This is a genomic window from Eubacterium sp. Marseille-QA0814 (genome assembly GCF_965119675.1).
In the GTDB taxonomy this organism is placed as follows: domain Bacteria; phylum Bacillota; class Clostridia; order Lachnospirales; family Lachnospiraceae; genus Eubacterium_G.
In genome coordinates this window covers 2,616,817-2,640,550 of the sequence record NZ_CBCPMG010000001.1, presented here as the reverse complement: position 1 = coordinate 2,640,550, position 23,734 = coordinate 2,616,817, and the positions used below count along the sequence as shown (strand labels likewise).

General features: G+C 33.7%; 17 protein-coding genes. 2 read left to right on the top strand and 15 right to left on the bottom strand.

Annotated elements, in window-relative coordinates:
• The first annotated feature begins 284 nt into the window (after nt 1–284).
• Both ACQY63_RS11975 and ACQY63_RS11970 read left to right on the top strand, forming a co-directional pair.
• Nucleotides 285–1,823 (top strand): 4Fe-4S dicluster domain-containing protein, encoded by a 1,539-nt coding sequence (locus ACQY63_RS11975; protein ID WP_022165222.1) that lies wholly within the window; start codon nt 285–287, stop codon nt 1,821–1,823.
• Nucleotides 1,807–2,349, top strand: a complete 543-nt coding sequence (locus ACQY63_RS11970) for an ECF transporter S component (RefSeq protein WP_022165223.1) — start codon at nt 1,807–1,809, stop codon at nt 2,347–2,349. The genes ACQY63_RS11975 and ACQY63_RS11970 overlap by 17 nt, the downstream gene beginning before the upstream one ends.
• Before the next feature lie 130 nt (nt 2,350–2,479).
• Here the strand turns inward: ACQY63_RS11970 and ACQY63_RS11965 are convergent, their stop codons facing one another.
• The 15 genes from ACQY63_RS11965 to ACQY63_RS11895 form a co-directional block, all read right to left on the bottom strand.
• Entirely contained in the window at nt 2,480–3,199 is a 720-nt protein-coding gene (locus ACQY63_RS11965; protein WP_428245286.1) for a leucine-rich repeat domain-containing protein, read from the bottom strand.
• 22 nt (nt 3,200–3,221) lie between these two features.
• Nucleotides 3,222–3,644, bottom strand: a complete 423-nt coding sequence (locus ACQY63_RS11960) for a hypothetical protein (protein WP_022165225.1) — start codon at nt 3,642–3,644, stop codon at nt 3,222–3,224.
• 12 nt (nt 3,645–3,656) lie between these two features.
• Complete coding sequence (locus ACQY63_RS11955; RefSeq protein ID WP_022165226.1) at nt 3,657–4,646, bottom strand: leucine-rich repeat domain-containing protein; 990 nt, start codon at nt 4,644–4,646, stop codon at nt 3,657–3,659.
• Between the two features lie 426 nt (nt 4,647–5,072).
• Nucleotides 5,073–6,533 (bottom strand): magnesium transporter, encoded by a 1,461-nt coding sequence (gene mgtE / locus ACQY63_RS11950; RefSeq protein ID WP_302689859.1) that lies wholly within the window; start codon nt 6,531–6,533, stop codon nt 5,073–5,075.
• A 405-nt stretch (nt 6,534–6,938) separates the two neighbouring features.
• Nucleotides 6,939–8,360 (bottom strand): pyruvate kinase, encoded by a 1,422-nt coding sequence (pyk, locus tag ACQY63_RS11945; RefSeq protein ID WP_022165228.1) that lies wholly within the window; start codon nt 8,358–8,360, stop codon nt 6,939–6,941.
• Between the two features lie 199 nt (nt 8,361–8,559).
• Nucleotides 8,560–9,327: a TVP38/TMEM64 family protein gene (locus tag ACQY63_RS11940; protein ID WP_412622960.1), complete on the bottom strand. Its 768-nt coding sequence runs from the start codon at nt 9,325–9,327 to the stop codon at nt 8,560–8,562.
• Between the two features lie 396 nt (nt 9,328–9,723).
• A complete protein-coding gene (locus ACQY63_RS11935) occupies nt 9,724–13,650 on the bottom strand; it encodes a glycosyl hydrolase (protein ID WP_428245266.1) in 3,927 nt (1,308 codons plus the stop codon).
• 411 nt (nt 13,651–14,061) lie between these two features.
• On the bottom strand, nt 14,062–14,904 hold the full coding sequence (locus tag ACQY63_RS11930) for an undecaprenyl-diphosphate phosphatase (RefSeq protein ID WP_302689861.1): 843 nt from the start codon (nt 14,902–14,904) through the stop codon (nt 14,062–14,064).
• Between the two features lie 59 nt (nt 14,905–14,963).
• Nucleotides 14,964–15,593 (bottom strand): TetR family transcriptional regulator, encoded by a 630-nt coding sequence (locus ACQY63_RS11925; protein ID WP_428245265.1) that lies wholly within the window; start codon nt 15,591–15,593, stop codon nt 14,964–14,966.
• The gene (locus tag ACQY63_RS11920) at nt 15,594–19,580 is read right to left on the bottom strand and encodes an efflux RND transporter permease subunit (RefSeq protein WP_428245264.1); all 3,987 of its coding nucleotides are present in this window, start codon (nt 19,578–19,580) and stop codon (nt 15,594–15,596) included.
• A gap of 620 nt (nt 19,581–20,200) precedes the next feature.
• Nucleotides 20,201–21,364, bottom strand: a complete 1,164-nt coding sequence (locus ACQY63_RS11915) for an endonuclease/exonuclease/phosphatase family protein (protein ID WP_428245263.1) — start codon at nt 21,362–21,364, stop codon at nt 20,201–20,203.
• A 142-nt stretch (nt 21,365–21,506) separates the two neighbouring features.
• Entirely contained in the window at nt 21,507–22,184 is a 678-nt protein-coding gene (locus ACQY63_RS11910) for a YoaK family protein (RefSeq protein WP_022165235.1), read from the bottom strand.
• Nucleotides 22,185–22,623: 439 nt separating this feature from the next.
• On the bottom strand, nt 22,624–22,758 hold the full coding sequence (locus tag ACQY63_RS11905) for a hypothetical protein (protein WP_428245262.1): 135 nt from the start codon (nt 22,756–22,758) through the stop codon (nt 22,624–22,626).
• Complete coding sequence (locus ACQY63_RS11900) at nt 22,752–23,153, bottom strand: hypothetical protein (RefSeq protein WP_022165236.1); 402 nt, start codon at nt 23,151–23,153, stop codon at nt 22,752–22,754. Before ACQY63_RS11900 ends, ACQY63_RS11905 begins: the two co-directional genes overlap by 7 nt.
• 47 nt (nt 23,154–23,200) lie before the next feature.
• Nucleotides 23,201–23,725, bottom strand: coding sequence for a hypothetical protein (locus ACQY63_RS11895; RefSeq protein WP_022165237.1), 525 nt, complete (start codon nt 23,723–23,725; stop codon nt 23,201–23,203).
• Nucleotides 23,726–23,734 lie beyond the last annotated feature (9 nt).

Here is a 23,734-nt window from a genome sequence, read left to right as displayed (position 1 = left end):
CAAAAATATTATTATTTTCTATTATTCATTATTACTCTATTTTTAAATTAAATGTAATTCAATAGTTTTATTTCCCTTATTTATTCTCCTGTAATTATAATTAGAAATTATTTAATAAATTTGTTTAGGTTTTTACGGGTATTTTCTTATTTTATTAAGTTCTTTTAGTTATGTTAAAACTTTGTTAAATTTTTAACCAATTCTCTTTATCATTCACTTTTAATATGTTATAATTTAGGTAAATTAGGCTTTGCCTACTATTATCATACAGAATGGAGAAATTTATGAGAGGTATTTATTCAAATAAAACTGAAATTCGTCATAAGGTTTTTACTGAAATAGCCAGAATGGCTTACGAAGATTATCCTTTATCACATATAGAGGATCTTCCTTTTGAAATTATTCCCGGCGAAATTGGAAAATATTATGACAATATTTTTCTTGAACGTGCTATTATTGGGGAACGATTAAGAGCAACTCTTGGTTTGCCTGTAAGAAATATGTCTGAGCATGCACCATTATCTGATGGAATTGATGCCAGTGCCATAGACGAAAAATATTATGATCCTCCCCTTATTAATATAATAAAGTTTGCGTGCCATGCCTGCCCTGAGAAACGTGTTTTAATTACTAACGGCTGTCAGGGTTGTATTGAACATCCTTGTATTGAGGTTTGTCCAAAGAACGCAATTCATATGGAAAATGGTCGTTCTGTTATTGACCAGGAAAAATGTATTAAATGTGGTAAGTGTGTAAATGCATGTCCTTACAACGCAATTATTAAACAGGAACGTCCTTGTGCTGCTGCCTGTGGTATGAATGCCATTAAGTCAGACGAATATGGACGAGCTGATATTGATTATGATCAGTGTGTATCCTGCGGTATGTGTTTGGTAAGCTGTCCATTTAGTGCCATTGTTGATAAAAGTCAGATTTTCCAGACGGTGCTTGCATTAAAAAGCGATACACCTATATACGCTGCCATTGCCCCTTCATTTGTTAAACAGTTTGGTGATAAGGTTACACCTGAACAGGTTAGAGCCGCACTTAAGGCTGTTGGTTTTGAAGATATGGTTGAGGTTGCCATTGGTGCCGATTTATGTGCGGTGCAGGAAGCTGCCGACTTTATGAAGGAAGTTCCTAATGAACATCCTTGGCTTGGTACTTCATGTTGTCCTGCCTGGTCAGTTATGGCTAAGAAAACTTATCCTGAATACGCTGACTGCATTTCAATGGCACTTACACCTATGGTTTTAACAGGTCGTATGACAAAGAAACAACATCCTGACTGCAAGGTTGTATTTATCGGACCTTGTGCTGCTAAGAAATTAGAAGCTAGTAGAAAATCAGTTAGAAGTGATATTGACTTTGTTTTAACTTTTGAAGAAATGATGGGTATTTTTGATGCTAAAAACATTGAATTTGATAAATTAGAAGTTGAAGAGCCATTAAATACATCAAGCTCTCTTGGTAAAGGTTTCGCTGCCAGTGGTGGTGTTGCCGCAGCCGTTGTTAATGCAATTAACTGTCTTGAACCAGAAAGAGAAGTTAAGACTGTTAAAGCTGAAGGTTTAAAAGAATGTAAGACAATGCTTGCTAAGGCAAAAGCCGGTATGTATGATGGCTATCTTTTAGAAGGTATGGCATGTCCCGGTGGATGCATGGGTGGTGCCGGAGTTCTTGCTGATGTTAGAAAAGCCACAATGGGACTTGAGCAACAGAAGAAAACTTCAACTTTTGAAAAGCCTTCACGTTCAGATTACCTTAAATATCTTCACCTGATTACTAAGGAGGATTTCTACAACAATGAAAATGAAAACTAAAACAATAACTGTAACAGCCATAATGATTGCTCTTTGTGTTGTTGTACAGTTATTAAAAACCCCCGGTACTTTACCTATTACCGGAGGCTTAATTAACCTGATTTTAATTATTGATACACTTTATTGTGGATTACTTAGCGGTGTAATAGTTTCAGTTGTAGCACCTGTTACTTCTTTCATTATTACACAGTCTGCAATAATTTCCACTGTACCAATGATATTACCATTTATTATGCTTGGTAATATTGTAATCGTCCTTTTTGCCTGGTTTGTTCGTGGCAAGAAGTTGGAACTTAATTTACTTCCACTTAGCCTTGTTGCCGGTTCTTTTGCAAAATGGGCTGTTATGAACCTTTTAATTGTAAAATGGGTTATTCCTACATTCGGAAGTCACTTGTCACCTAAAATGACAAGAATTGCAGGTGTAACATATTCTACAACTCAACTTTATGCTGCTTTGCTGGGAACAGCAGCAGCCTGCATTATCTGGCCGGTAGTCAGAATTGCAGTAAAGAGATTGCATTAAAAAGCACTAGAGTTGTCACTTTAACGTTTTGTAATCGTCAAAGTGACAGCTCTTTCTTACATTCTAAACGTAGATAACGTTCAAAATATTCCATCTAAAAAAAAGTGCTAAAAAAATCTTTTTAGATTTTTTAAAAGAAAAATCCGGTACTCTTGCTCCATTTTGTATAAACCTTCTTTTTGTTTTTATACTTATAAGCTCTGATTTTTACAAATATTTCGTAATCTGCCTGTTTAAGTTTCTTTCCTAATTTACTAAATCTGCCAATATAGTCTGCTTTCTGGGTGCAAACAATGGTTTTATTTTTCTTTTTGACCTTGTATGTTAATTTAAGTTGATACCCTTTTGCACCGATAACTTTATTCCAACATTTACCATCACCTATATATGGTTTAATTTTCGAAAATGGCACACTATATTTGATTTTAGTTCTTGGATCTAACGATTGTTCAGCAAGTTTAACTCCCGGCTTTAATGTAAACTGTTTAATTCCCGTATACATAAAAGCCTCTTCACCAAACTCTTTAACTTTTGATAAATTAACTTTCTTTAAACTTGTGCACCCATTAAAAGCTTCGCTTTCAATTTTTGTAACTTTGCCTAATTGAATCGTCTTTAACTTTACATTCTGATAAAATGCATCAATGCCTATTTTTTTTATTTTGTTACCTTTTATCGTCTTTAAACTCTTGCACCGAGAAAAGGCAGCCTCCCCAATATTTGTTACATTGTTTAAGTTTACCTTTTGTAAATTTGTACATTCATAGAAAGCATCTTCGCTTACCTTCTTGATTTTAGACGGCATACTCACTTCCTTTAGTTCACTTAATGAAAATGCCCATTCATCAATTTTTTCGATATTGTTATTTAGTTTAATTTCTGTTATTTTTTGCCTGATAAAAAGCTCTACTTGCTATTGTTTTCACACTATTGGGTACTGTATAACTTTTCCCTTCATTCTTTGTTGGAGGATACCATATTAATTTCTTTCCATCTTTTGAAAATAACACTCCATCAATTGATTTATACACCGGATTATCTGGCGACACATTTATGTTTTCTAAATACTCAAACTGTCTCTCATATGAAGACAAGCCACCTAGACCTTCAACATCCACTGTATAATCTTTATCAAAGTATATTTTTGAGTATAATGTTTCGTGCTCCTCACTAGATCTTATTATTCTAATATTTGTTTCTTTTCCCACATAAGGATCAGCCTTTACAATCTGTGGAAATGCAAGTAACACTAATAACATAGTTAATAATATTTTTCTTTTTAAATTTTTTCTCATAATCTTACCTCCCTAGTCTAAATAAATTGTTCTTTTTCTAACATCACTCCATTTTGTATAAACTTTCTTTTTGTTCTTGTATCTGTATGCTCTAATTTTTACGCCTAATGATGACATTTCACCATTTAATTTTTCATTCATTCTTGCAATTTTCTTACGAAATTTCTTTGAAAGTTTTGGTTTCTTTACTGTAGTTTTTAAATAAACTTTATCTTTTACATTATCAAGATTATATACCCTTACTACAACTTCATAGCCCTTGGCTCCTTTAACTTCATTCCATCTTTTGTAGCTTAGAAGATATGGTTTAATATCTTTAAACTTCTTTCCGTAATTAATTTTTATCTTCGTATCAAATGCAGCCACACCTAAATTGTATTTTTTGTTTAGCGTAATGTTTTTTACTCCTATTCCCCAGAAAGCTTCTTCTCCTATGTTTTTAACTTTGCCAAGATTTAACTGAGTCAAGTTAGAACATGAACTAAATGCCAAAATGTCTACAGTTTTTACGTTCTTTAAATCTACGCCTATTAGATTCTTACAGTAATAAAATGCAGATACTCCAATCTTTCTAAGTTTTTCATTAAAACTAATTTTTTTTACTTTGCTTTTGTAAAAAGCATTGTTGCAAATAATTTTCACTGTTTTAGGGAATATATATTCTTCACATTCCTTTTGTGGTGGAAATGCATATACTTTTGAGCCATCTTTAGAAAGTAAGGCGCCATCTACAATTTTGTATTTAGTGTTTTTTTCTGAAACTTCTATATTATTTAGATTTTCAAATTCCCACATATCCGGAACCGGACCTAAATAATTTTCATCCAAATAAATTTGTGTATATTTCTCAGGATCCTTAATTTCCTCTATATTTGTTAATTTTTCAATTAGTGTATTAGTGTTTTCTACTCCACTTACCCAGGTTGTACCACCACACGAACCTGTCACTAATAATACAGATGCCATCAGCATTGTACACATGTTTCTTAATAATTTTCTCATATCCATCGCCTCCTATTTGATTTAATACTGTTATAACAATGTAACGTTAAAAATTTCATTTTTATTGCATGATGTTCACAACACTTGTTACTAATTTGACCTTTTTTAATATTTTGTTTCGTTTAACCATTTTCAATTACCCCTCTTTCCTTTTGTTAATCTATTTCTTTGGTTTATTAGATAATAACATATATGTATCTTTTTTCAATGCAAATGTAACACTTTACAGTGTTATTGTAACTTTTAATGTTTTTTTCTATTGATTTTTTAATTTTTAATATTTTAAAAATAATTTTTCCAATTCTATATTCTAATTTATGGTTTGATGTTTTTTAACATAACTAATAAGAGCCACATTGCCTATGCAATGCAGCTCTTGTTAAACAAAATATTTTTATATAACTTTTTATATTATTTTCTTACTTTCTATAATCCTAATACGTTAATCAATAGTAACCATGCTAAGCCATAATAAGTTACTGCGGCTACCAAGTCGTTTATTGTTGAGATAAGTGGTCCTGACGCTACGGCAGGATCAAATCCAATTTTGTCTAAGATAATAGGAATAATTGTTCCTACAAAACTTGAGATTAACATGGCTAGTGCCAATGCACCACCTATACAACCTGAAATTGCAAATGCACTTCCAATTGCCTGACCTCTTGCAATCCAAATAAACATACCTGTAAATACAACTGCAATAGCGCCTACAATTAATCCGTTACACAAACCAACTCTGATTTCCTTAAACACAAAACCTACCATTTCTTTGAAAGATAGCTCTTCGTCCATTAAAACTCGAATTGTAACGGCTAGTGACTGTGTTCCAACATTACCTGACATACCAAGGATAACTGACTGGAAAGTTACAATAATCGGTAGTCCTACAATTACCGTTTCAAACATATTGATAACTGATGAAACAATCATACCAAGCATTAATAAAATTAAAAGCCATGGAACTCTCTTCTTCAGACTTTGTCCTAAAGGCTCCTCCAGTTCTTCTTCTGCAGACAAACCGGCTAACTTAGCATAATCTTCACCCATCTCTTCATCGACTACTTCTACCAAATCCTGAGAAGTGATTACACCTAAAATATGCATGTCTTTATCTAAAACCGGTATTGAATCTTCTGAGTAATCTTTCAATTCTTCAATACAGTCATCTACTGTTTCGTGGTCATGTACATACGGATACGATGTAGTTACCAAAGACTCTAACTCTACATACTCTCTGGCAACAATTAAGTCTGTTAAATCGATGGCACCATAAAATGTTCCATCCTCTTTTTTTACATAAAGAGTTGTAATATTATCATTTTCAGCAGCCTGTTCAACCAATCTTTTCATTGCCTGCTTAATAGTCAGGTCTAATGTAAGAGTTACATAATTAGTAGTCATTTTGCTACCAATCTCGTCTTCATCATAAGACTGAATCAAGTCAATGTCTTTCTTTGCATCTTCATCGATTAATTCTATAAGTTCATTACTTGTGTCATCTTCCAATTCATCCAAAATATCAACAGCATCATCAGCCTCCATGTTACCAAGGATTCTAGCTGCAACCTTTGGATCTAATTCCTCTATGAATTCTGCTGGATCATCTATATATGAGAATATATCAGATACTCTGTCTACTCCCAAAATAGAATATAATTTCTTTCTTTCTTCGCTGTCTAAATATTCCAGCGCTGAAGCTATATCGTTTTCGTGATAATCGTCTAACTTGTCAAGCTTAACAGGTGTTGGATCGTCACTTCTAATAATTTCAATAAGTTCTTCTTCGTAGTTTGCTTTTTCAGGAATTTCATACTCTTCCTGATCTAATTTTTCATTAGATTCTTCGTTATTTTCTAATTCTTCTTCGAATTTTTCTTCCACCTTCATATACCTCCATTTAATTAAATTCTAGGACTCTCACCTATTTTTAATAAATACAATTGCGTATATGAGGGAAGTTATCTATAAACACTAAGAACGAAACGGATGATATGCATCAGTATCGTCTATATTGTATTTATCAGTAAAACTTCGCCCACTACTGTCACAATTATCCATTCTGTTCTCCTTCCTTAAAAAATATCAAATCTCTAAACACTATATATTGTAAATAATTTCTTTAAAACAATACTATTTTTTGTGTTAAAAATCCCTTAAATTACAAAGTGAAAAAACCTTCACTCGCAAAAGTAAAGGCTTATGGCAGAACCACAAGCCCTCAATAATTACTCTATCATTTGTTGCAACAAAATGTCAACCGATTTTACCCCAATTTAACAATTTCATTGCATATTAATCAACTGTGTGAACCTTAATCATATTAGTTGTACCTGATTTTCCAAGGGGTACACCAGATGTAATTACTACTACATCATCTTTCTTAACTAAGCCTTTTTTCTTTGCAACTTCCACTGCGTAATCAAAAAGCTCAAGAACGTGTTCCTTCTCCTTAATTAAAACAGGAGTAACTCCCCATGACATATTAAGCTGTCTTACAACTTTTTCTTCAGTGCTGCCTGCAACTATCATACAGTCAGGTCTGAATCTTGAAATCATTCTTGCAGAACGTCCTGATTTAGTAACTGTTAGAATACAATTTGATTCCAAATCGTACGCTGTCATACATGTAGCATGACAAACAGCTTCTGTAATATCTGTTCTGCTCTTTCTATGATGATCTAAAAATCTTCTCTTATAGTTAATATCCATTTCTGTTCTCTCAGCAATTCTTGACATTGTCTGAACTGCTTCAATTGGATATTTACCTGCTGCTGTTTCTCCTGATAACATAATGGCACTTGTACCATCATAAATAGCATTGGCAACGTCTGTTGTTTCTGCTCTTGTTGGTCTTGGGTTGTTCATCATTGAATCAAGCATCTGTGTTGCTGTAATAACCTGCTTACCTGCTTCATAAACTTTCTTAATAATCATCTTCTGAATAATTGGAACTTCTTCCTCAGGTAATTCAACACCCATGTCACCACGTGCTACCATAATAGCATCAGCTTCATCTATAATTGAGTCAATATTAATAATTCCTTCACTGTTTTCTATTTTTGCAATGATGTTGACTTTTTCTCCACCGTTGTCGTCAAGAACTTTTCTAACTTCCTTAACATCATCAGCTGTTCTTACAAATGATGCTGCAACAAAGTCAATATCCTGACTAATACCAAAAATAATATCGCTCTTATCCTGCTCACTCATATATTCCATGTTAATGTGTACATCAGGAACATTTACACCTTTGTGGTTAGCAATTTTTCCGTCGTTCTTTACTTCGCAGACAATGTCTGTTCCGTCAATCTTTACAACTTCCATTTTTACTAAACCATCATCAATTAAGATAACTGTTCCTTCTTTAACATCCTTATATAAATCAGGATAAGTAATACCTACTCTTTCGTTATTTCCTAAAATATTTTTATCTGCAACTAATGTAAAAGTCTGTCCTGTTACAACGTTTACAACGTCGTTTTCAAAATTGCCTGTTCTAATTTCAGGACCTTTTGTGTCTAAAAGAATTGCAATTGGTCTGTCGCACTTCTCTCTTAGTCTCTTAATTCTGTCCATTCTTCCTTTGTGCTCTTCATGTGAACCATGTGAAAAATTGCATCTTGCAACATTCATTCCACTTTTGATTAACCCTTCCAAAATTTCATCACTGTCTGTTGATGGTCCCATTGTACATACAATTTTAGTCTTTCTCATGTTCTGTCATGTAAATATATTGAATATATTTACCTCTCCTTTCCCATTACTGTTAGTATAACTTACTTCTCAGTCGTAAATTAAATAGAAATTCCAAATTTCTACACTAAAATATATTTTTCATCTCTCCTAATATAACAATGAAGACAGAATATTACAAGTTAAAATAATGTTAAGTACTATAATTTTATGCAACATGTTATTTATTATTTTTATTACATATAACTTTATATGCAAATCCACCTATGGCACTTATTCCTAAAATTACCAATAATACAATAATCGCCACAATGTACTGTCCCTTACCTAACGCCTGACCACCCATTGCTGATACAATAATTGCCGGAATTCTTGCTATTGTGGAAATAACAAGCCATCTTGAGAGTTTAATATCAGTTAGTCCCATAAAATAAGATATTAAATCCTTTGGCATTCCGGGAATCAGAAAAATGATAAATGATAATATATCTCTTTTCCTTTCGTCATGTAAAAATTTTAAATTCTGAATCTTTTCAATTGGAAAAAATGCTTCTACGAATTTAACACCAAACTTTCTTGCAAGCCAGAATACAATTGCACAACCAATAATTGAACCTATTGTACAAAGTATTGTTGCCTCAACTACGCCAAAGGCGTATCCTGCTCCGATTTCCATTGCACCGCCGGGGATAATTGCAACAATAATCTGAAGTGCCATTGCCCCAATGCACACAAGCCAGCTCCACATACCAAAACTCTTAATCCATTCTCTAAAAAATTCTGCTTCACTAAAGAATTTAATAAATGGTATTGCTATTGCTGCTGACAAAGCAAGGAAAATTAACAAGCCAATAATACTTACTGCTCTTCGTTTTCTTTTTGCTCTTTCGTCATCCTTCTTGGTTCTTGTTTGCTCAAGTTCTTTAACATTTGGGTTGCTAATCTTGTTTTCCATATCTGCTGTTTCTTTCTTTTTGTTACTAGCCATACACGCCTCTTTCCTAATATTGTCTCCTATTTTTCTAAAATAATCTTACGTGACACAATATTATTTTTCTTTTGCAAACTTATTAATTTTATTTTTGTAATTCTTTTCCTTCTTTTATTTTACACTTATTATACTTTTAAGCTTATTTCTACATGGCTACAGTATATCATAATAAAACCCGAATTATTCACTAAGCCATAAATATTAAGAAAATTTTTAACAAATCTTAACATTTTTTCCTGTTTATTAACATAAAGAGACCTTTTAAAGCTGTCTTCTTAATTCTTCCCCTTATTAATTCTTATGTTTGGAGAATTTTTAATTTAACAGACTTTAAAAGGTCTTTAAATTACTTCTTAAATATTTTTTTAATTGTTTCTTAAATGTTTCTTTAAATTATTTTATAATTTTGATTTTACTCCATTTACCGTAAGTCTTTTTACCTTTCACAATTTTAATTGCTCTTGCTTTTATGTAAAGCTTCTTATGCTTCCATATTTTCTTTTTAGAGATAATGAATTTGTATGTCTTACGGCTTACTTTAACCATTTTGGTAGTTGTATTTTTTTTGCTGAAGGCTCTCTTGTAAGAAACTTTTATTTGGCAAGTTGTACCCTTACTTATTTTCTTAAATGTAAGCTTTATCTTCTTCTTAGAGATTTTCTTTGCCTTCTTAATTGATACTTTTCCAACTTTTACTTTCTTTGTAACAACAGGCCTTTTTGATGTCTGTTTATTTTTAGTTGTTGTAGGTTTAGCTGTTGTTACATTCTTTGTTGTCTGTGTAGTTTCAGTTGTTGCTAACGGAGTTGTAGATTCCTGAGAATCTTTCTTGGTTGTTGTCTGTGATGTAGTTGTTGTAGCGTCGGATTTTGTTGTGCTATCATTTTTTGTTGTACTTTCCTTCTCGCCTGTAACTTTTACTGTCATGGATATTCCCTTTGACTCTTTTCCATTAAGTATACCTTTAACCTCTACTGTATGTTTTCCTGCAACTATGGATTCTATTGTATAAGTTCCTGCAACTACAGATGATAACTTCAAATTTCCATCCACATATACGTTGTACAACTGACCTTTTTCATTCTGTTCTTCTGTAGCTCTAAATGTAACCAAAATTGTATTGTCTTTTGGATTGCCGGCTACAAATCCTAAAGCATCTGTTGGTGCATTAGCATCAACTGTTGTTGCTTCCTGACCGCTGTCATAATCTGATAAGTCAGGGGCAGCTGTTGGATTGCCATATTTTACAAGCACGTATACCTGTTTACTTCCGCTAACAAGTTTGATTGTATTATAAGTGTCTGCTGTAAGTGTGTTCTTTACAGAATACTTAAATACGCCTGTTAATGCCTGTGTTGTGTTCTTATTAAGATATGCTGTTGTGTTATCTGATGTATATATGCCTTCATATTCCATGTAGAATGTATCATTGGCATCTAACAATTTAACACTCGCATTAAAATCATTTCTTAAAATACGATAAGAAATATCCACACCATTTGATTTTCCAAGGGATGTGTAATTACTGTTGTCCTCGTATTCATTTGTAGTTACAACTTTTGAAAGATCATAGTACAATCTAAGAACAAGTGAACCGTCATCTTTGATTACGCCGTCTTTCACTGTATCTTTTGCATCTAAATTTACAATATAACCTGTATAATTATTAGGTGTTGCAGAAACTTCATTTCCTATTTTTCCTGATTTTTTCTCAGTATCAACAAGGTTATAGTTTCCATTACCATCTGATAAATAATGCTCTACTTTGTAAGTTGATTTTGTTGAAACTTCTCCGTCACTGGTTTCAGTCATAGCATGGGCTTTTGCAGTTATTTCCGTACCATCAGAGAAAGTTACTGTTTCGTCATTATCTGAAGCATTGTATGCAACGTATGTAATATCCCCATCTTCATTTTTGAAGGCACATGCAAGTGGACTGTCACTTGTAATTGTCAAATCAGGTGTTCCATTTTTTTCCATTGACATAATCCAGTTGTAAGCATGAGCTTTTGATTCACCTGCTTCCGGATCACACTGGTCATCAAAATAATCCATTGCCTTTTCAGGATCAGCCATTGCAAGATATTCACTCCAGATTTCATTCCAGCGCTTCTCCTGCTTTTCATTTACACCTGCATAACTGTTTTCATTTCTTACAGCTGTCTTCCAGTTTGTTAAAATGAAATCTTTATTGGCTGCTGCGTAAAATGAAGCTGCAGTCATTGGTAAAATATTAATACCCTGAATCTGTAATGGTTCGTCAGTCCACCAGGCGGCATAAGTGTATTTTCCGCCCCATACCATTGACGCCTGACTGTATTTTGCATTCTCGCCTTTGCCTTCTGTAAACTGTTCATCTAAAATATCCCCATCAGTATCAAACCAATAACAATTTACAGATGATACTTCTGTAGAATATAAGTACATTCCAAGTGATGTTAAGTCTTCATTGCCTGTAGCCTGTCCATATAAAATAAGTCCTGCCCAGGCATTAACTGCTTCTGAACTTGATTCCTGATTGTTACCGTCACCAAAGTTTGCATGACCTGAAGCCCAGGAATGACCTTCATACGTTGAGAAATATCTTAAGAACGGATATCTTGAGTCTGAACAGTTTTCTTTATAAGTTGCGAAATCTCCGATTATTTCTTCTATAACATTGTCATATTTTTTAATAAATTCAGGATCTCTCATTGCTACCTGAGCTGCTGCATTTACAAAATAACCATAGTGGAAATGATGGTCTGTCATTCCATCAACTGTATAGTATGCCTGTGGAAAACCAAACAATGAACCTACTTCCTTATCATAATAGAAATATTTTTCATCATTTTCTCCGTCTGCTGTAAACCAATCCGCTAATTCGTTTTCAATAGCTTTTAATATTTTGTCTGCATCTGCACTGTCACCACAAGCCTCTGCAGCTTCCATAACCTGAATTGCTCTATTTAATTTCTTACCTGCGTCATAAGTATTAACACCGTAAGATTCTTTTGTAAGCTGACCGTCGTCTGTTGGACCATATTTGTCCATAAAGTCATCTATATAACCCTGCAAAGTATCCTTGTCACCGTTATCAACACTAGGAAGAGTTGGAAGTATACCTGTAAATGTTAATTTTGTTTCATAAGAATCACCTACTAAATATTTCATTGTGCCACGAATTGTTCTGGCTGTATAATCCATATATTTGTAGCCACTCATATTCTTATACTGATGTGGTAAAATTCCCATTATTGTTCCATCTGCTGTACTTTCAGCCTTCTTATCAATTGTGTATTTGAAAGTAGTTGTAATTTCTGAACCATTTCTAACAAATGAAGACTTTGTATCTGTTATGAAATTGTATGCGTATGGAGCAAATGCATCTTTTACTTCCTTGGCATCCGCATCTTTCTTGCCTGTTGACTCCATTAACCATGCCATTGACATATATGGTCTGTCCGCAGGTAATGTAAATGTTAAATCACCCATTTTGTTGTCTGCGTATTTTGCAGTTGCATCTGCCTGGAAAACCTTTGTTCCTTCAGGCAAATATACAGCATAGTAATCATAGTCTCCATATCCTGATATTAAATCAGCATTGTCATACACTCTGATAATCAACTGTGTTGAATCTTCCAAAGATGTACCGTTGTAAGCTACAATTTCACTAGGTAAAGTTCTAGGTCTTTGCAATGTGATTGTATTACCACCTGCCACTTGGAAATAAGCAAATGGGCTACCCTGTACCATTGTAGTTTTTAAGTATTGAGATGAATCTGCTGTATTCTCCATAACTACATCTGTAAGCCATTCATCTGACTTGTCCACTTTTGTACTTGAAAAACTATAACCTGTACCAACTATAAAATCAGACATTGTTCCCTGATTATTCATTGCCATTGTAAATGTCTGTGTGCATGTGTCCTTTATAATTAAAGTTGATGGTTTTGACACATACATACCATTTGCATTTCCACAGTACGCTAAAGGTATTGCATAAGTACAGTCGCCAAAAGCTGTTGTTGAATAATTCCACAACATTGATGATGAGAAACCACCTACATCAATTGCATTTGTGTTCTTATCATAATTGTCCGTTGTAAAACGATATGTACCCTGGTTAGCCTTTGTTGGTAGTTTGTCAAACAACATTTTATTTGTTTGAACCACATCCTGCTTACCGTCCCAATAAGACCATGTTCCTGTTACTTCCTTAGCCAGACTACCTAACTGTTCTGCCTGAACTTTTTTCGAACCTTCAGGCATTGAAATAGGTGTCACAGCCATTGCTGCCGTAAGCAAAACTGCTACGGACTTTTTAAAAATTCCTTTCACTTTTGCCTCCTTTTTGTTACCTTCGTAACAGCTAACAAGCTTGTATTCAGTTTTAAATTTTCTGTACTCTTCTTCTTTCCTAAATCTATCACACTTATACTATGATGTAAACAAATTAAGTTCAATGAAAAATTTTATTCCCAAACAAAGAATCTCGCTTGCGACGTTCTACGCAATCAGCGCGTGTTGCTTTAGCAACATTTTTCCATTCATGCGAGTGCGCATCCATAGTAGAACGTTTTTTATGTAATAAAAAAATCTAAAGGAATTTCTTATTACATAAAAATAATCAGTAGCTTAATACGCTCTTAAAACCATGTAATTACATATTAATCTACCGATTATTTTTATATTATCTATTTGGGGTTATTAAAAACCTAATTATTTATCAAACATATTGCTTTGTTTAGATTAAAAAAAATATAATAAAACTAAAATACCAAGTATAATTCTATACCAGCCAAATACCTGGAAGTCATGTTTCTTAATATAGCCCATTAAGAATTTTATAACAAGAAGTGATACTACAAAAGCTACCACCATACCCAAGATTAAAACAAATGCCTCATAGCCTGACATTGCAAAACCTAATTTTATCATTTTTAAGGCACTCATTCCAAACATTACAGGCACCGCCAGGAAGAATGTAAATTCTGCCGCAGCCACTCTTGATACACCAATTAATAAAGCACCTATGATTGTGGAGCCTGATCTTGATGTACCCGGTATAATTGATAAAATCTGGAATAAACCAATAATGAATGCTGTCTTGTATGTAATATCTGACAAGCTTCTAATCTTCGGTCTTCTTGTTTTGTTCCATCTTTCAATAATAATAAATGCCACACCATAGAAAATTAATGTAATTGCAATTACAATAGGTGTGTGAAGATGTGCTTCAATAAAATCGTCAAAAGCAATTGTCACAACTGCCCCTGGTATACAGGCAACTACTACCTTAAACCACATTGACCAGACATCTTTTCTAAGGATTGAACCTTTTGGGTTAATTCCGTCACTTCTGTTAGCACTCTTAAACGGCCACATTTTGTTCCAAAATAAAACAACTACAGCAAGAATTGCTCCAAGCTGAATTACAAACATAAACATTTCTTTGAAATTATCGCTTACATTTAACTTGATGAATTCATCAACTAATAGCATATGACCTGTGCTACTAATTGGAAGCCATTCCGTAATACCCTCAACAATTCCAAGGAAAATTACCTTTAATATTTCAATAAAATAAAACATGTCTCTATCCTTTCTGTTTTACACTCAAGGTTTATTGTATAACAATATATGCATTTTTTCTACTGTTTATTTGCCACTATGCAATAATGTTTTCTTAAACTTTCAATTTTTCCATGAAAGGATTTTTTGAGCGTGTCTTCATTTACCAAGTTCCTATGCAAATACATTTTGTCTAAAGTATCCTTGATTATGGCTCCTATGATTTCCATTACATATTCAAATTCTTCATCACTTTCAACTAGAAGTTTTGTTTTGTCAATTCTTGAAATCATGTCCCCATGAAGGTCTTCCTGGCCACCTTTGCATTTCTCAAGTGACCTTGTCCAGACCGCCTCGAACACCCAGCTTTCAGAAAAAATCATTTTGATTTCCTTTGCTTTTTTCGTTGTTTCATCAAGAAGCTCACTAATAAAATTATCTACGCATAGAAAAATATCTCCCTCAGAGTGTTCAAGTTTATTTCCAAAATTAGAAATTACACTTTTTATATTTTCTTCAATAACGTACAAATATAAATCTTTCTTGTCTTCGAAATACTGATAAAAACTGCCTCGTGGTATTTCTGCGTCCTTGATAATTCTATTAATTGATGCTTCGCTAAAAGTACAATTATAAAATTCTTTCTTTGCTCCCTTTAATATACGATTCCTCTTATCATCAGGAAGCCTAAAAAATGTATCTTTAGGCATTTACTCTTCCTCCTGTGATTTATCTGCATTATTATTATAGGCTACACCATCTGACTGCTGCGTCATTTTCTCAATTAACTCCGCTGCCTCATCAGGTACATCGTCCAGATTTTCATCTCCTAAATCAACTGTTTTAGGCTGTTTTCTATACAACAAGTCATATAAAATCGGAACAATAAACAATGTCATAATTGTTGCATAAAGCAAACCAAAACTTACAACAATTGCCATACTCTTTTGCATTGCATTACCAGCATCCTGTGAAAATACCATAACACTCATTGAAAGAATTGTTGTAATTGCAGTCATAAGAATTGGGCGCATACGTGTTTTGCCTGTTGCAATTAACGCTGTTCTCTTGTCTACTCCCTGTATTCTTAACTGATTTGCGTAATCAACAAACACAATACCGTTGTTTACAACTGTACCCATTAATATCATAAAGCCCATTAATGCCATTGCGGAAATCTGTTTTCCGAAAATCATTAAACCAATCATACCTCCTGTAAATGCTAATGGCACTGTAAATATAATAATGAATGGTGAAAGCAGGCTTTGGAACTGGGCAACCATTACAAGGTATACTAAAATGAATCCTAATAAAATAGCTAACAATAACTGTTTAACCATTTCCATTACCTGTTCTGACTCACCCTGAATTTCCACTGTATAACCGGTTGGTGCCTTGTAATTATCAAGTTTGCTTTGTATCTTTCTTGAAAGTAATGTGGCATTATAGCCGTCTTTTACATCAGCAGTTACTGAAATATAAGTTCTCTGGTTTTCACGTTTTATTGTGTTTAATGCCTCCTGTTCAACTACTGTTGCGTAACGTGAAAGTTTATATTTGTTAATAACATCATTGCCTTCACTGTCTTTTGTTGTTGACTTAATTATTGTTTTTAAAATATTTTCGTAGTTAGGTTTATTGTTTTCATTTACAACATTTACTTCATAATCTTTTCCCCCCTGGGTAATTGTAATTGAAGTTTTTTCTGTTGTGATTTTTTCTGCCAGCTGCTGATAAATCTGAGCTACTGTCAAGCCGTCATCTGCTGCCTTGTTTTTATTTATTTTCAAATGTAACTGCTTATCCTGAGCTGTTACACCGTTATCAACATTTTCAGTTCCTTTTACAGATGTTATTAACTTCATTATCTGATTACTTGTCTTTAATAACTTCTGCTGGTCATCACCATAAATACGAACTTCAATTCCCTGATTCATCATCTGTGACATACTTCCCATGGCTGATGAAGAAACAGTTAAATTCTCACATTTTATGTTCTTTGTGTTATTTTCTATTTTCTTGATTATTTTTCTAAACTGACTGGTTGATGTTATGTCATCGTCAGTAATAATCTGGAATGTAAAATTACTGTAGTTGTCAGTGCTACCACCTGTTAAGCCTGAAGTTGCAGTGGCATTTCCATCCATTGCCCCAACTTTATTAATTCCCTTAACTTTAAGAATTGCGTTGGTTACTTCATTAGCTGTCTTGTATGCAGTGTTCTTGTCTACATCTTTGTCTAAAGATAAACTTACGGAAATCTGATTGCTTTCCATATCATCCATCATTACAAGCCCTGTGTTAAATACTTGGGCAACACAGATTGCTAATAAAATAATTGCTAATGCTAAAGGTATTAACTTGTGGTTTAAACACTTATCCAAAAGTCTACCATAAGCATCCTGGAATTTATCAAACCACTTGTGGTTTTGTTTTTTGGTTTTCTTTAAAACTGTGGCACTAATTGTTGGAACTACAGTTAAAGCTACAATTAATGAGGCTACTAATGCGTATGTCATTGTAAATGCAAAAGGCATTAATAACTGACCCACAGTTCCTTTTACATAAATCATTGGCAAGAATACACAAATTGTTGTAAGTGTAGAAGATACAATTGGGGCTGCAACCTGCTTTGCTCCCTGAACTGCCGCTCTTGGGGCTGACAGACCTCTGTTTCTTAATCGGTAAACATTTTCCATTACAACAATGGAGTTATCTACCAACATACCAATACCTATGCAAAGTCCTGCCAGTGACATTACGTTCAATGTTATTCCTGTAAAATACATTACAATAATTGCGCAGACAACACTAAACGGAATACTAAAGGCAACTATTACCGTTGGCTTAACATCTTTTAAGAATAAAGCAAGGACTATAATTGCAAGGATTGCTCCTAATAACATACTTTGTAAAACTGTGTTTACGATAACGCTTATATACTCACTTTGGTCCATTAAAGATGTACATGATAAGCCTTTGTATTTGCCTTCCATTGTCTTAAAAGCTGATTTAATATTTCCTGCCACTTCACTTGTGTTAGCTGTACTTGACTTATAAATTGCAAGAAGAACTGCTGCTCTACCGTTGATTTTTGAATAACTCTCGCCTGAATTGTCAACAACAGTTATGTCTGCAACATCAGATAATTTAATTTCTCCAATGCCTGCAACTTTTGTAAGAACCATTGATTTTAACTGTTTTTTGTTCTCATAGTTATCACCAACATCTACAAGCCACTGGTTGTCTGATTTGTCGTCAATGTAACCTGCAGGCATTGAGAAGTTTTGCGCAGTGATTAACTGTGATAATGTGTCAATGCTAAGTAAGGCATCAATGTTTGAATTCTCAATAGCAGCTTCTCTGGAATCATTTAACTTATCTTTTGATTCCTGTAATTTTTCCTTTGCGTTTTTTAATTCAGTTTCTGCTGAGGAAATCTTTGCCTGACCGGCGCCAAATCCTGCTGCTGCAGAATAGCCACCTGAAATAGCTGTGGACTGGTTCTTATCCATGCCCTGCATTTGCTTATCTATTTGCTTAATTGCCATTTTCATGGCTGTTATTTCAGTTTTTAAATTAGCAAGTTCTGTGTCTATTTGAGGAAGTCTGAATTTTACTACATTGTAAACCTGTTTTATCTGCTTATATGAAAGGTCTTTAACCTGATCCTTGTAGCCTAAATTTGTAAGCCATTTTATAAACTTATTAAATTCTGACTTGTTGTTTACAGCATCTTCAAGATTTTTCGGAATAGTGATACCTGCCATTTTTGCCGGCTGTTCTAATTGAGTATTAAAAGTTGCAAACATTGTATCTATCTTAGTGTAGGCATCCTCTAGTTTTGCGTCAGTGTATGCTTTCTTTTCAGCTTCTAAGGCACTTTTACTTGCTTTTAAACTGTTAAGATTTGCCTGATATGCAACTTTGGTAGCCTGTGCCTGTGACAGTTTAACCTGTGCATCAGCCAGCTGTTTGTTTGTACTTTTCTGTGTGCTGTTTAACTTACTCTTCTGAGTAGCTAACTGACTTTCTCCATCTTTGATTTGCTTTTCTGCTTTTTCAATTTCTTTGCTGGCATCAGTTAGTTTGTCATTTGTTTTTCCAAGAATCTTGTGGTTAATCTTGTCAATTTTATCCTGATTTAATTTTACCTCTATGGAATCTGTTGTAAGTCCCATTGGAGTTATACTTGCAACACCCTCCTGTCTTTCAAGGTAAGGTTTTAAAGTATTGGTTGTAAAATCTGACAACTCTTTGATGTCTTTTCCTTTGTAATCAATGCCGGCATACATTGTTGCCATCATGTCCATGCTTACTTCCATTAAGTTAGGTTTGCCACAGCCATCCGGCAAATCGATTGTCTCGATTTTCTGGGAAACTCTTACTAATGTTGAGTCCATGTTGGTTCCATCTGCAAACTGAAGCATAATCATACTGTAGTTGTTTGCTGAGTTGCTGATTACTTTTTCAACGCCACTAACAGTTCCCAATGTACTTTCCATTGGTTCTGTTATGTCCCTTTCTACTTTGTTTGGTGATGCACCGGGTTCTGTGGTAATGACCATTAAATATGGCACCTCCATGTTGGGCATCAAGTCTGTGCTCATGTTGCCGAGGCTTACGCCACCTATGATTAGGATTATGATTACGGCCACTAGAACGAAGTATGGTTTTTTTACAAAAAACTTAGTCATGTGTTTTCCTTTCTGCTCCACATAAAATTGGGTTACTCCCAGTGGGGAAATATGCATTAAAAGTACGCATCCACTTATGAATTAGCCGTTCCCCAGTGAGAAAATATATGTATTACGAAAGCACGCTCCCGCTGCCTTCAGCTCGTAGCGGTTATATAAAGCCGACTTCGCTGCCTTTATTAACCGACGGCTTCAGAGCACTTTCTTTAATACATATATTTTCTCACTGGGATATACAAATTCGTGTGGGGAGTATAATGTCTTAATATGTATATGTTCGCCTTGGAATTGCATATTCGTATGGGGAGTATAATGTTTGTTGTATGACATGTTGTCATATGGTATTGTATATGACAGGGTGTCATAAGTCAACTTGTTTTTCAACTATTTTCTTCTTGCACCATAGTGCATCCATAGTGAAACGTTTCTTATTAAATAAAAGAAAACAAGGCGGGGCAATGTTTTTTGCTCTGTCTTGTTTCCTGATTTTATCTTATTTATTTTTTTGATTATTACTATGTATAATTTGTTTATTTAGCTTCTCTTGTTTATGCATAGTTTGTTCATCTCTTCTGTTACTGTGTTTACTTGCCTGTATTCTGTCTGTTTTATCTTTCTTTTTATTTTAATTTAAAGCTCATAAATACGGGCTGGTGGTCTGAGTATTTGAAGCCGTTGTCTTTGATTGTGTAATCTGTCATTTGAACGTTGTCGGATATGATGAACCCGTCTAATATACATGTGAAAGTCTTTCCTTTGATGTATTCCATATCTGTATTTCTGTTGGATGGTGCAAGGCTATCGTATTTGCCTTTTGACAGTTGGTCCATTGCAAAGCTTAATTCCTTTGGCATTTTACTTCGTGGAAATGGATATGCCCAGCCTTCGTGTTCTGCATTATCGTTTTCGTCCAGTTTTAAGTTGTGATTAAAATCGCCACCGCATATAACGTAATTGCCTTTTTGGCGTTCTTCCTTCATATCGTTAAAAAGCATTGAAGTCTGACCTTCTCGTATTTCGTCGCTATTTCCGTAAGCAGACATATGAACGCTGTACACTACAAGTTCCTTTCCACCGTCTACAGGAATACGGCTTACACTATAGCATCTGTCCAAATCCAATATTTTTGAAAAAGAAGTTGAAATTGGAAAGCTTCTTCTTACTGCTGATGTAATCAAATATTTTGAGTAAAAGGCAATTCCTGAATATGACTTTCCGATAGGTTCATTAAATGGATAAAATAAATATGCTGAATCGTAATTTACGGCAAAGTCTTCGTAATAATTTGCGAATTTTTCTGTTATTAAATTTTCCTGATTAACGTGATAGCTTCTGGTAGATTTTCTGTCTACTTCCTGAAAAATCATAAAATCAGGCTTTTCTTCCATAGCATAATCTGCCGCACCGTTAATGGCGTCAATGCCTGACTGTTTGCTAAAACATCTTGAATATTTTCCGCCATCCATAAAGAAACTGTAAGTTGGAGTATAAGCTCCAAATCCAACATTATATGTTCCTATTTTGTATTCTTTATTTTTTGTCAGTTTGCTTGTATCTAACGTTTTGACATTTTTGCTTTCACCGGTCTCACTACTATTTGCATTCTGAGATGACGCAGGTTTGTTAATTGATAATTTCTGCTTGTCCGGTATTCTGTGGTAAGTTCCGAAAACATATGCCACGTAGCCTAAAACAATTATCAGAAAAAGCGCCACTATGCTTACAAGGGTTGCAACCACTTTCTTTTTGGTAGACCATTTTTTCTTTTCTCTTTTGTTACTCATTTCTTCTCCTTTTGTCACGTCTTTATTTTTTATGATACTAAACTCCATAAACTTTTTCTACTAGTTAATTTTTTAATCTTACATTTAATTTTTGTATTAGCGAATCTTTAATAAATTTTGCATTTAGTTTTTTGTATTTACTTTATTTTGTTTTTTTAAGTAGACTTTCTTCCCTATCTATAAACATAACAAGAAATGCTAAAATTAATAATATGGCACTTACAAGGATTGCCCTCTTGCCAAGAATCTCAATAAAGCCGTTACTAATTATTGCGCCTACTATAAAGCAGCCTATAATTCCAAAATATAAAATTCCATTTAGCAATTTTTGTCTGTCTTTTGACTTGGTGAAGTCGCACATATTCTGGGTAGCGCTTCTTAAATTACCGATACACATTGTTGTGGCGATGCCTTTACCATGAATTTTTCTGAAGCTTTCAACCTGTATTCCGCAGGCAAGGGATGTTAAACTGTTTGCTAAAAGATTTAATGATAATGGTACAAATGATACCCCTATTAAAATTATTGCCTCATACAATACCGACCACTGTCTCCAATGAAGTTTCCTTGTTGTTTTCATTCTTACAACGTCAGCCAACATTATGCCTATTGTAAAAGCTAAAATTGGGCAGAAATAATATATTGCCTTATGAAAATTTCCCACAGAAAGGTTTACACCAAACAGAAGCATATTTCCTGTTTGGGCATTTGCAAAGACTTCTCCTCTTTCAATATATGAGTAAGCATCCATCATACCACCTGAAATTGCGAGCAATGCTCCTAACTCAATGGATTCTGATATTTGTTTTGCCTTTATCATTTTGTAATCACCTCAGTTTTAATATTTTTATACCTTGTTTTTATACTTTATTTTTATGCTTTGTTTTTATTTGTTTTTGTACTTTGTTTTTATGCTTTAAATATCATACTTTCTTTTTTATAAAAGTGTAATTTTATATTTTGCTTTTTTATAATTTATTTATATCTTTTACTTTTTTATAATTTCCTTCATCTATTATATACTTTAAGAAGATAATTTCAAGAAATAGTATGTACTCAGATAATTCTTCAATAACCTTCATTTAGTAATTGAACTTTATAAATTTCTTTTGTGCGAAAGTTCATTGTTGTGGAACATTTTTATATAATAAACAATTTTCCATTACACAAAAAACTCTACAGGAAATTTTTTCAAATCTCCCGTAGAGTTTTTATTTAACTTTTTATCAACTTAAGTTTTTATTCTTTTAAGTTCTTATTTAACTTTTTACTTTAGCTGAATATGAGCCGTACACTTTTGCTCCAGTTACTTTCTTAAACTTAATAGAAATTTTCTTCTTACCAGCTTTGTTTGAAATAATCTTGGACTTGCCTGATTTGTATATTTTTACCAATCAATTTCCGCCATGGCATCATCTACACCTTCAGCATAATCCTCATCATTGTCATATCGGTCGTAATCATAGTCTCCATCATCATAAATATCATCATAGCCATCATCATAGGCATCTTCACTTGAATCATATTGTATACGTTTATGGTATTTGTAAACCTTGTTGTCGCTGGTAGTTTCCTGAGTATAGTCCGAATCATCGTCATAATCATTGTCATCACTAATCAAATGCCATCTGCAATAATTTGTTCCTTCAACTACCTTTTCGGTACATCCTTCTTCAATACATTTTGGTTCAAAATATCCTATAATTTTATCTCTTTGAGCAATAGTGAATAATGCAAGGATAATAACAGTTATTATAGTTGTTTTCATATACTTGTTCATTTTCTTCATAACGGTACCTCCTGAAATTGAGTTTTTCATAAGTAGCTAATTGGCTTCTATGCTGAAATTTTCATTGTTTCAGTTAAATCTATTTTTTCCATTTCTTCTAAATTTTCCTTACAAATATCTGCCATGTTCTGACAATCAATGTACATTGTCATATTGTAAAGTAAATCCAGCTCGTGTTCTTTCTGCTTCTGCAGCTGCTTAAGATTTCTTAAATCCTTGTATACTTTATAGCCCTCTGTCACGTTATATTTACTATCCTCTATGTAATCTGTTTCATCTGCTATCTGGTCTGCAGATTCATGTAAGAGAGTTGGTTCTGCTGTATCTTCCGCTGAATTCATTTGTTCATTGGGAGTTACATCTGTTATCTCTTCTACTGAATTCATTTGTTCATTTGAGGTTGCTTCTTCTGTCTCTTCTACCGGTGAAATTAAATAAAAATGAGATTTCTTTCCTACTGAGGTTCTTGAATTAGCATCTTTCAAAGTAAATATCTCTGCCTCTTCCCGTCCTGATGCAACGACAAGCTGGTCAGATTTATTTGTTCGATAATAATTACCACTGTAGTCCATTATGTAAAA

Excerpts from the sequence above, each read along its gene's own strand:
- ACQY63_RS11915 (WP_428245263.1), bottom strand. The coding sequence starts at position 21,364 with ATGAGTAACAAAAGAGAAAAGAAAAAATGGTCTACCAAAAAGAAAGTG.
- ACQY63_RS11960 (WP_022165225.1), bottom strand. The coding sequence starts at position 3,644 with ATGAGAAAAAATTTAAAAAGAAAAATATTATTAACTATGTTATTAGTG.
- ACQY63_RS11910 (WP_022165235.1), bottom strand. The coding sequence starts at position 22,184 with ATGATAAAGGCAAAACAAATATCAGAATCCATTGAGTTAGGAGCATTG.
- mgtE (WP_302689859.1), bottom strand. The coding sequence starts at position 6,533 with ATGAAGGTGGAAGAAAAATTCGAAGAAGAATTAGAAAATAACGAAGAA.
- ACQY63_RS11940 (WP_412622960.1), bottom strand. The coding sequence starts at position 9,327 with ATGGCTAGTAACAAAAAGAAAGAAACAGCAGATATGGAAAACAAGATT.
- ACQY63_RS11955 (WP_022165226.1), bottom strand. The coding sequence starts at position 4,646 with ATGAGAAAATTATTAAGAAACATGTGTACAATGCTGATGGCATCTGTA.
- ACQY63_RS11895 (WP_022165237.1), bottom strand. The coding sequence starts at position 23,725 with ATGGACTACAGTGGTAATTATTATCGAACAAATAAATCTGACCAGCTT.
- pyk (WP_022165228.1), bottom strand. The coding sequence starts at position 8,360 with ATGAGAAAGACTAAAATTGTATGTACAATGGGACCATCAACAGACAGT.
- ACQY63_RS11930 (WP_302689861.1), bottom strand. The coding sequence starts at position 14,904 with ATGTTTTATTTTATTGAAATATTAAAGGTAATTTTCCTTGGAATTGTT.
- ACQY63_RS11920 (WP_428245264.1), bottom strand. The coding sequence starts at position 19,580 with ATGACTAAGTTTTTTGTAAAAAAACCATACTTCGTTCTAGTGGCCGTA.
- ACQY63_RS11925 (WP_428245265.1), bottom strand. The coding sequence starts at position 15,593 with ATGCCTAAAGATACATTTTTTAGGCTTCCTGATGATAAGAGGAATCGT.
- ACQY63_RS11970 (WP_022165223.1), top strand. The coding sequence starts at position 1,807 with ATGAAAATGAAAACTAAAACAATAACTGTAACAGCCATAATGATTGCT.
- ACQY63_RS11900 (WP_022165236.1), bottom strand. The coding sequence starts at position 23,153 with ATGAAGAAAATGAACAAGTATATGAAAACAACTATAATAACTGTTATT.
- ACQY63_RS11975 (WP_022165222.1), top strand. The coding sequence starts at position 285 with ATGAGAGGTATTTATTCAAATAAAACTGAAATTCGTCATAAGGTTTTT.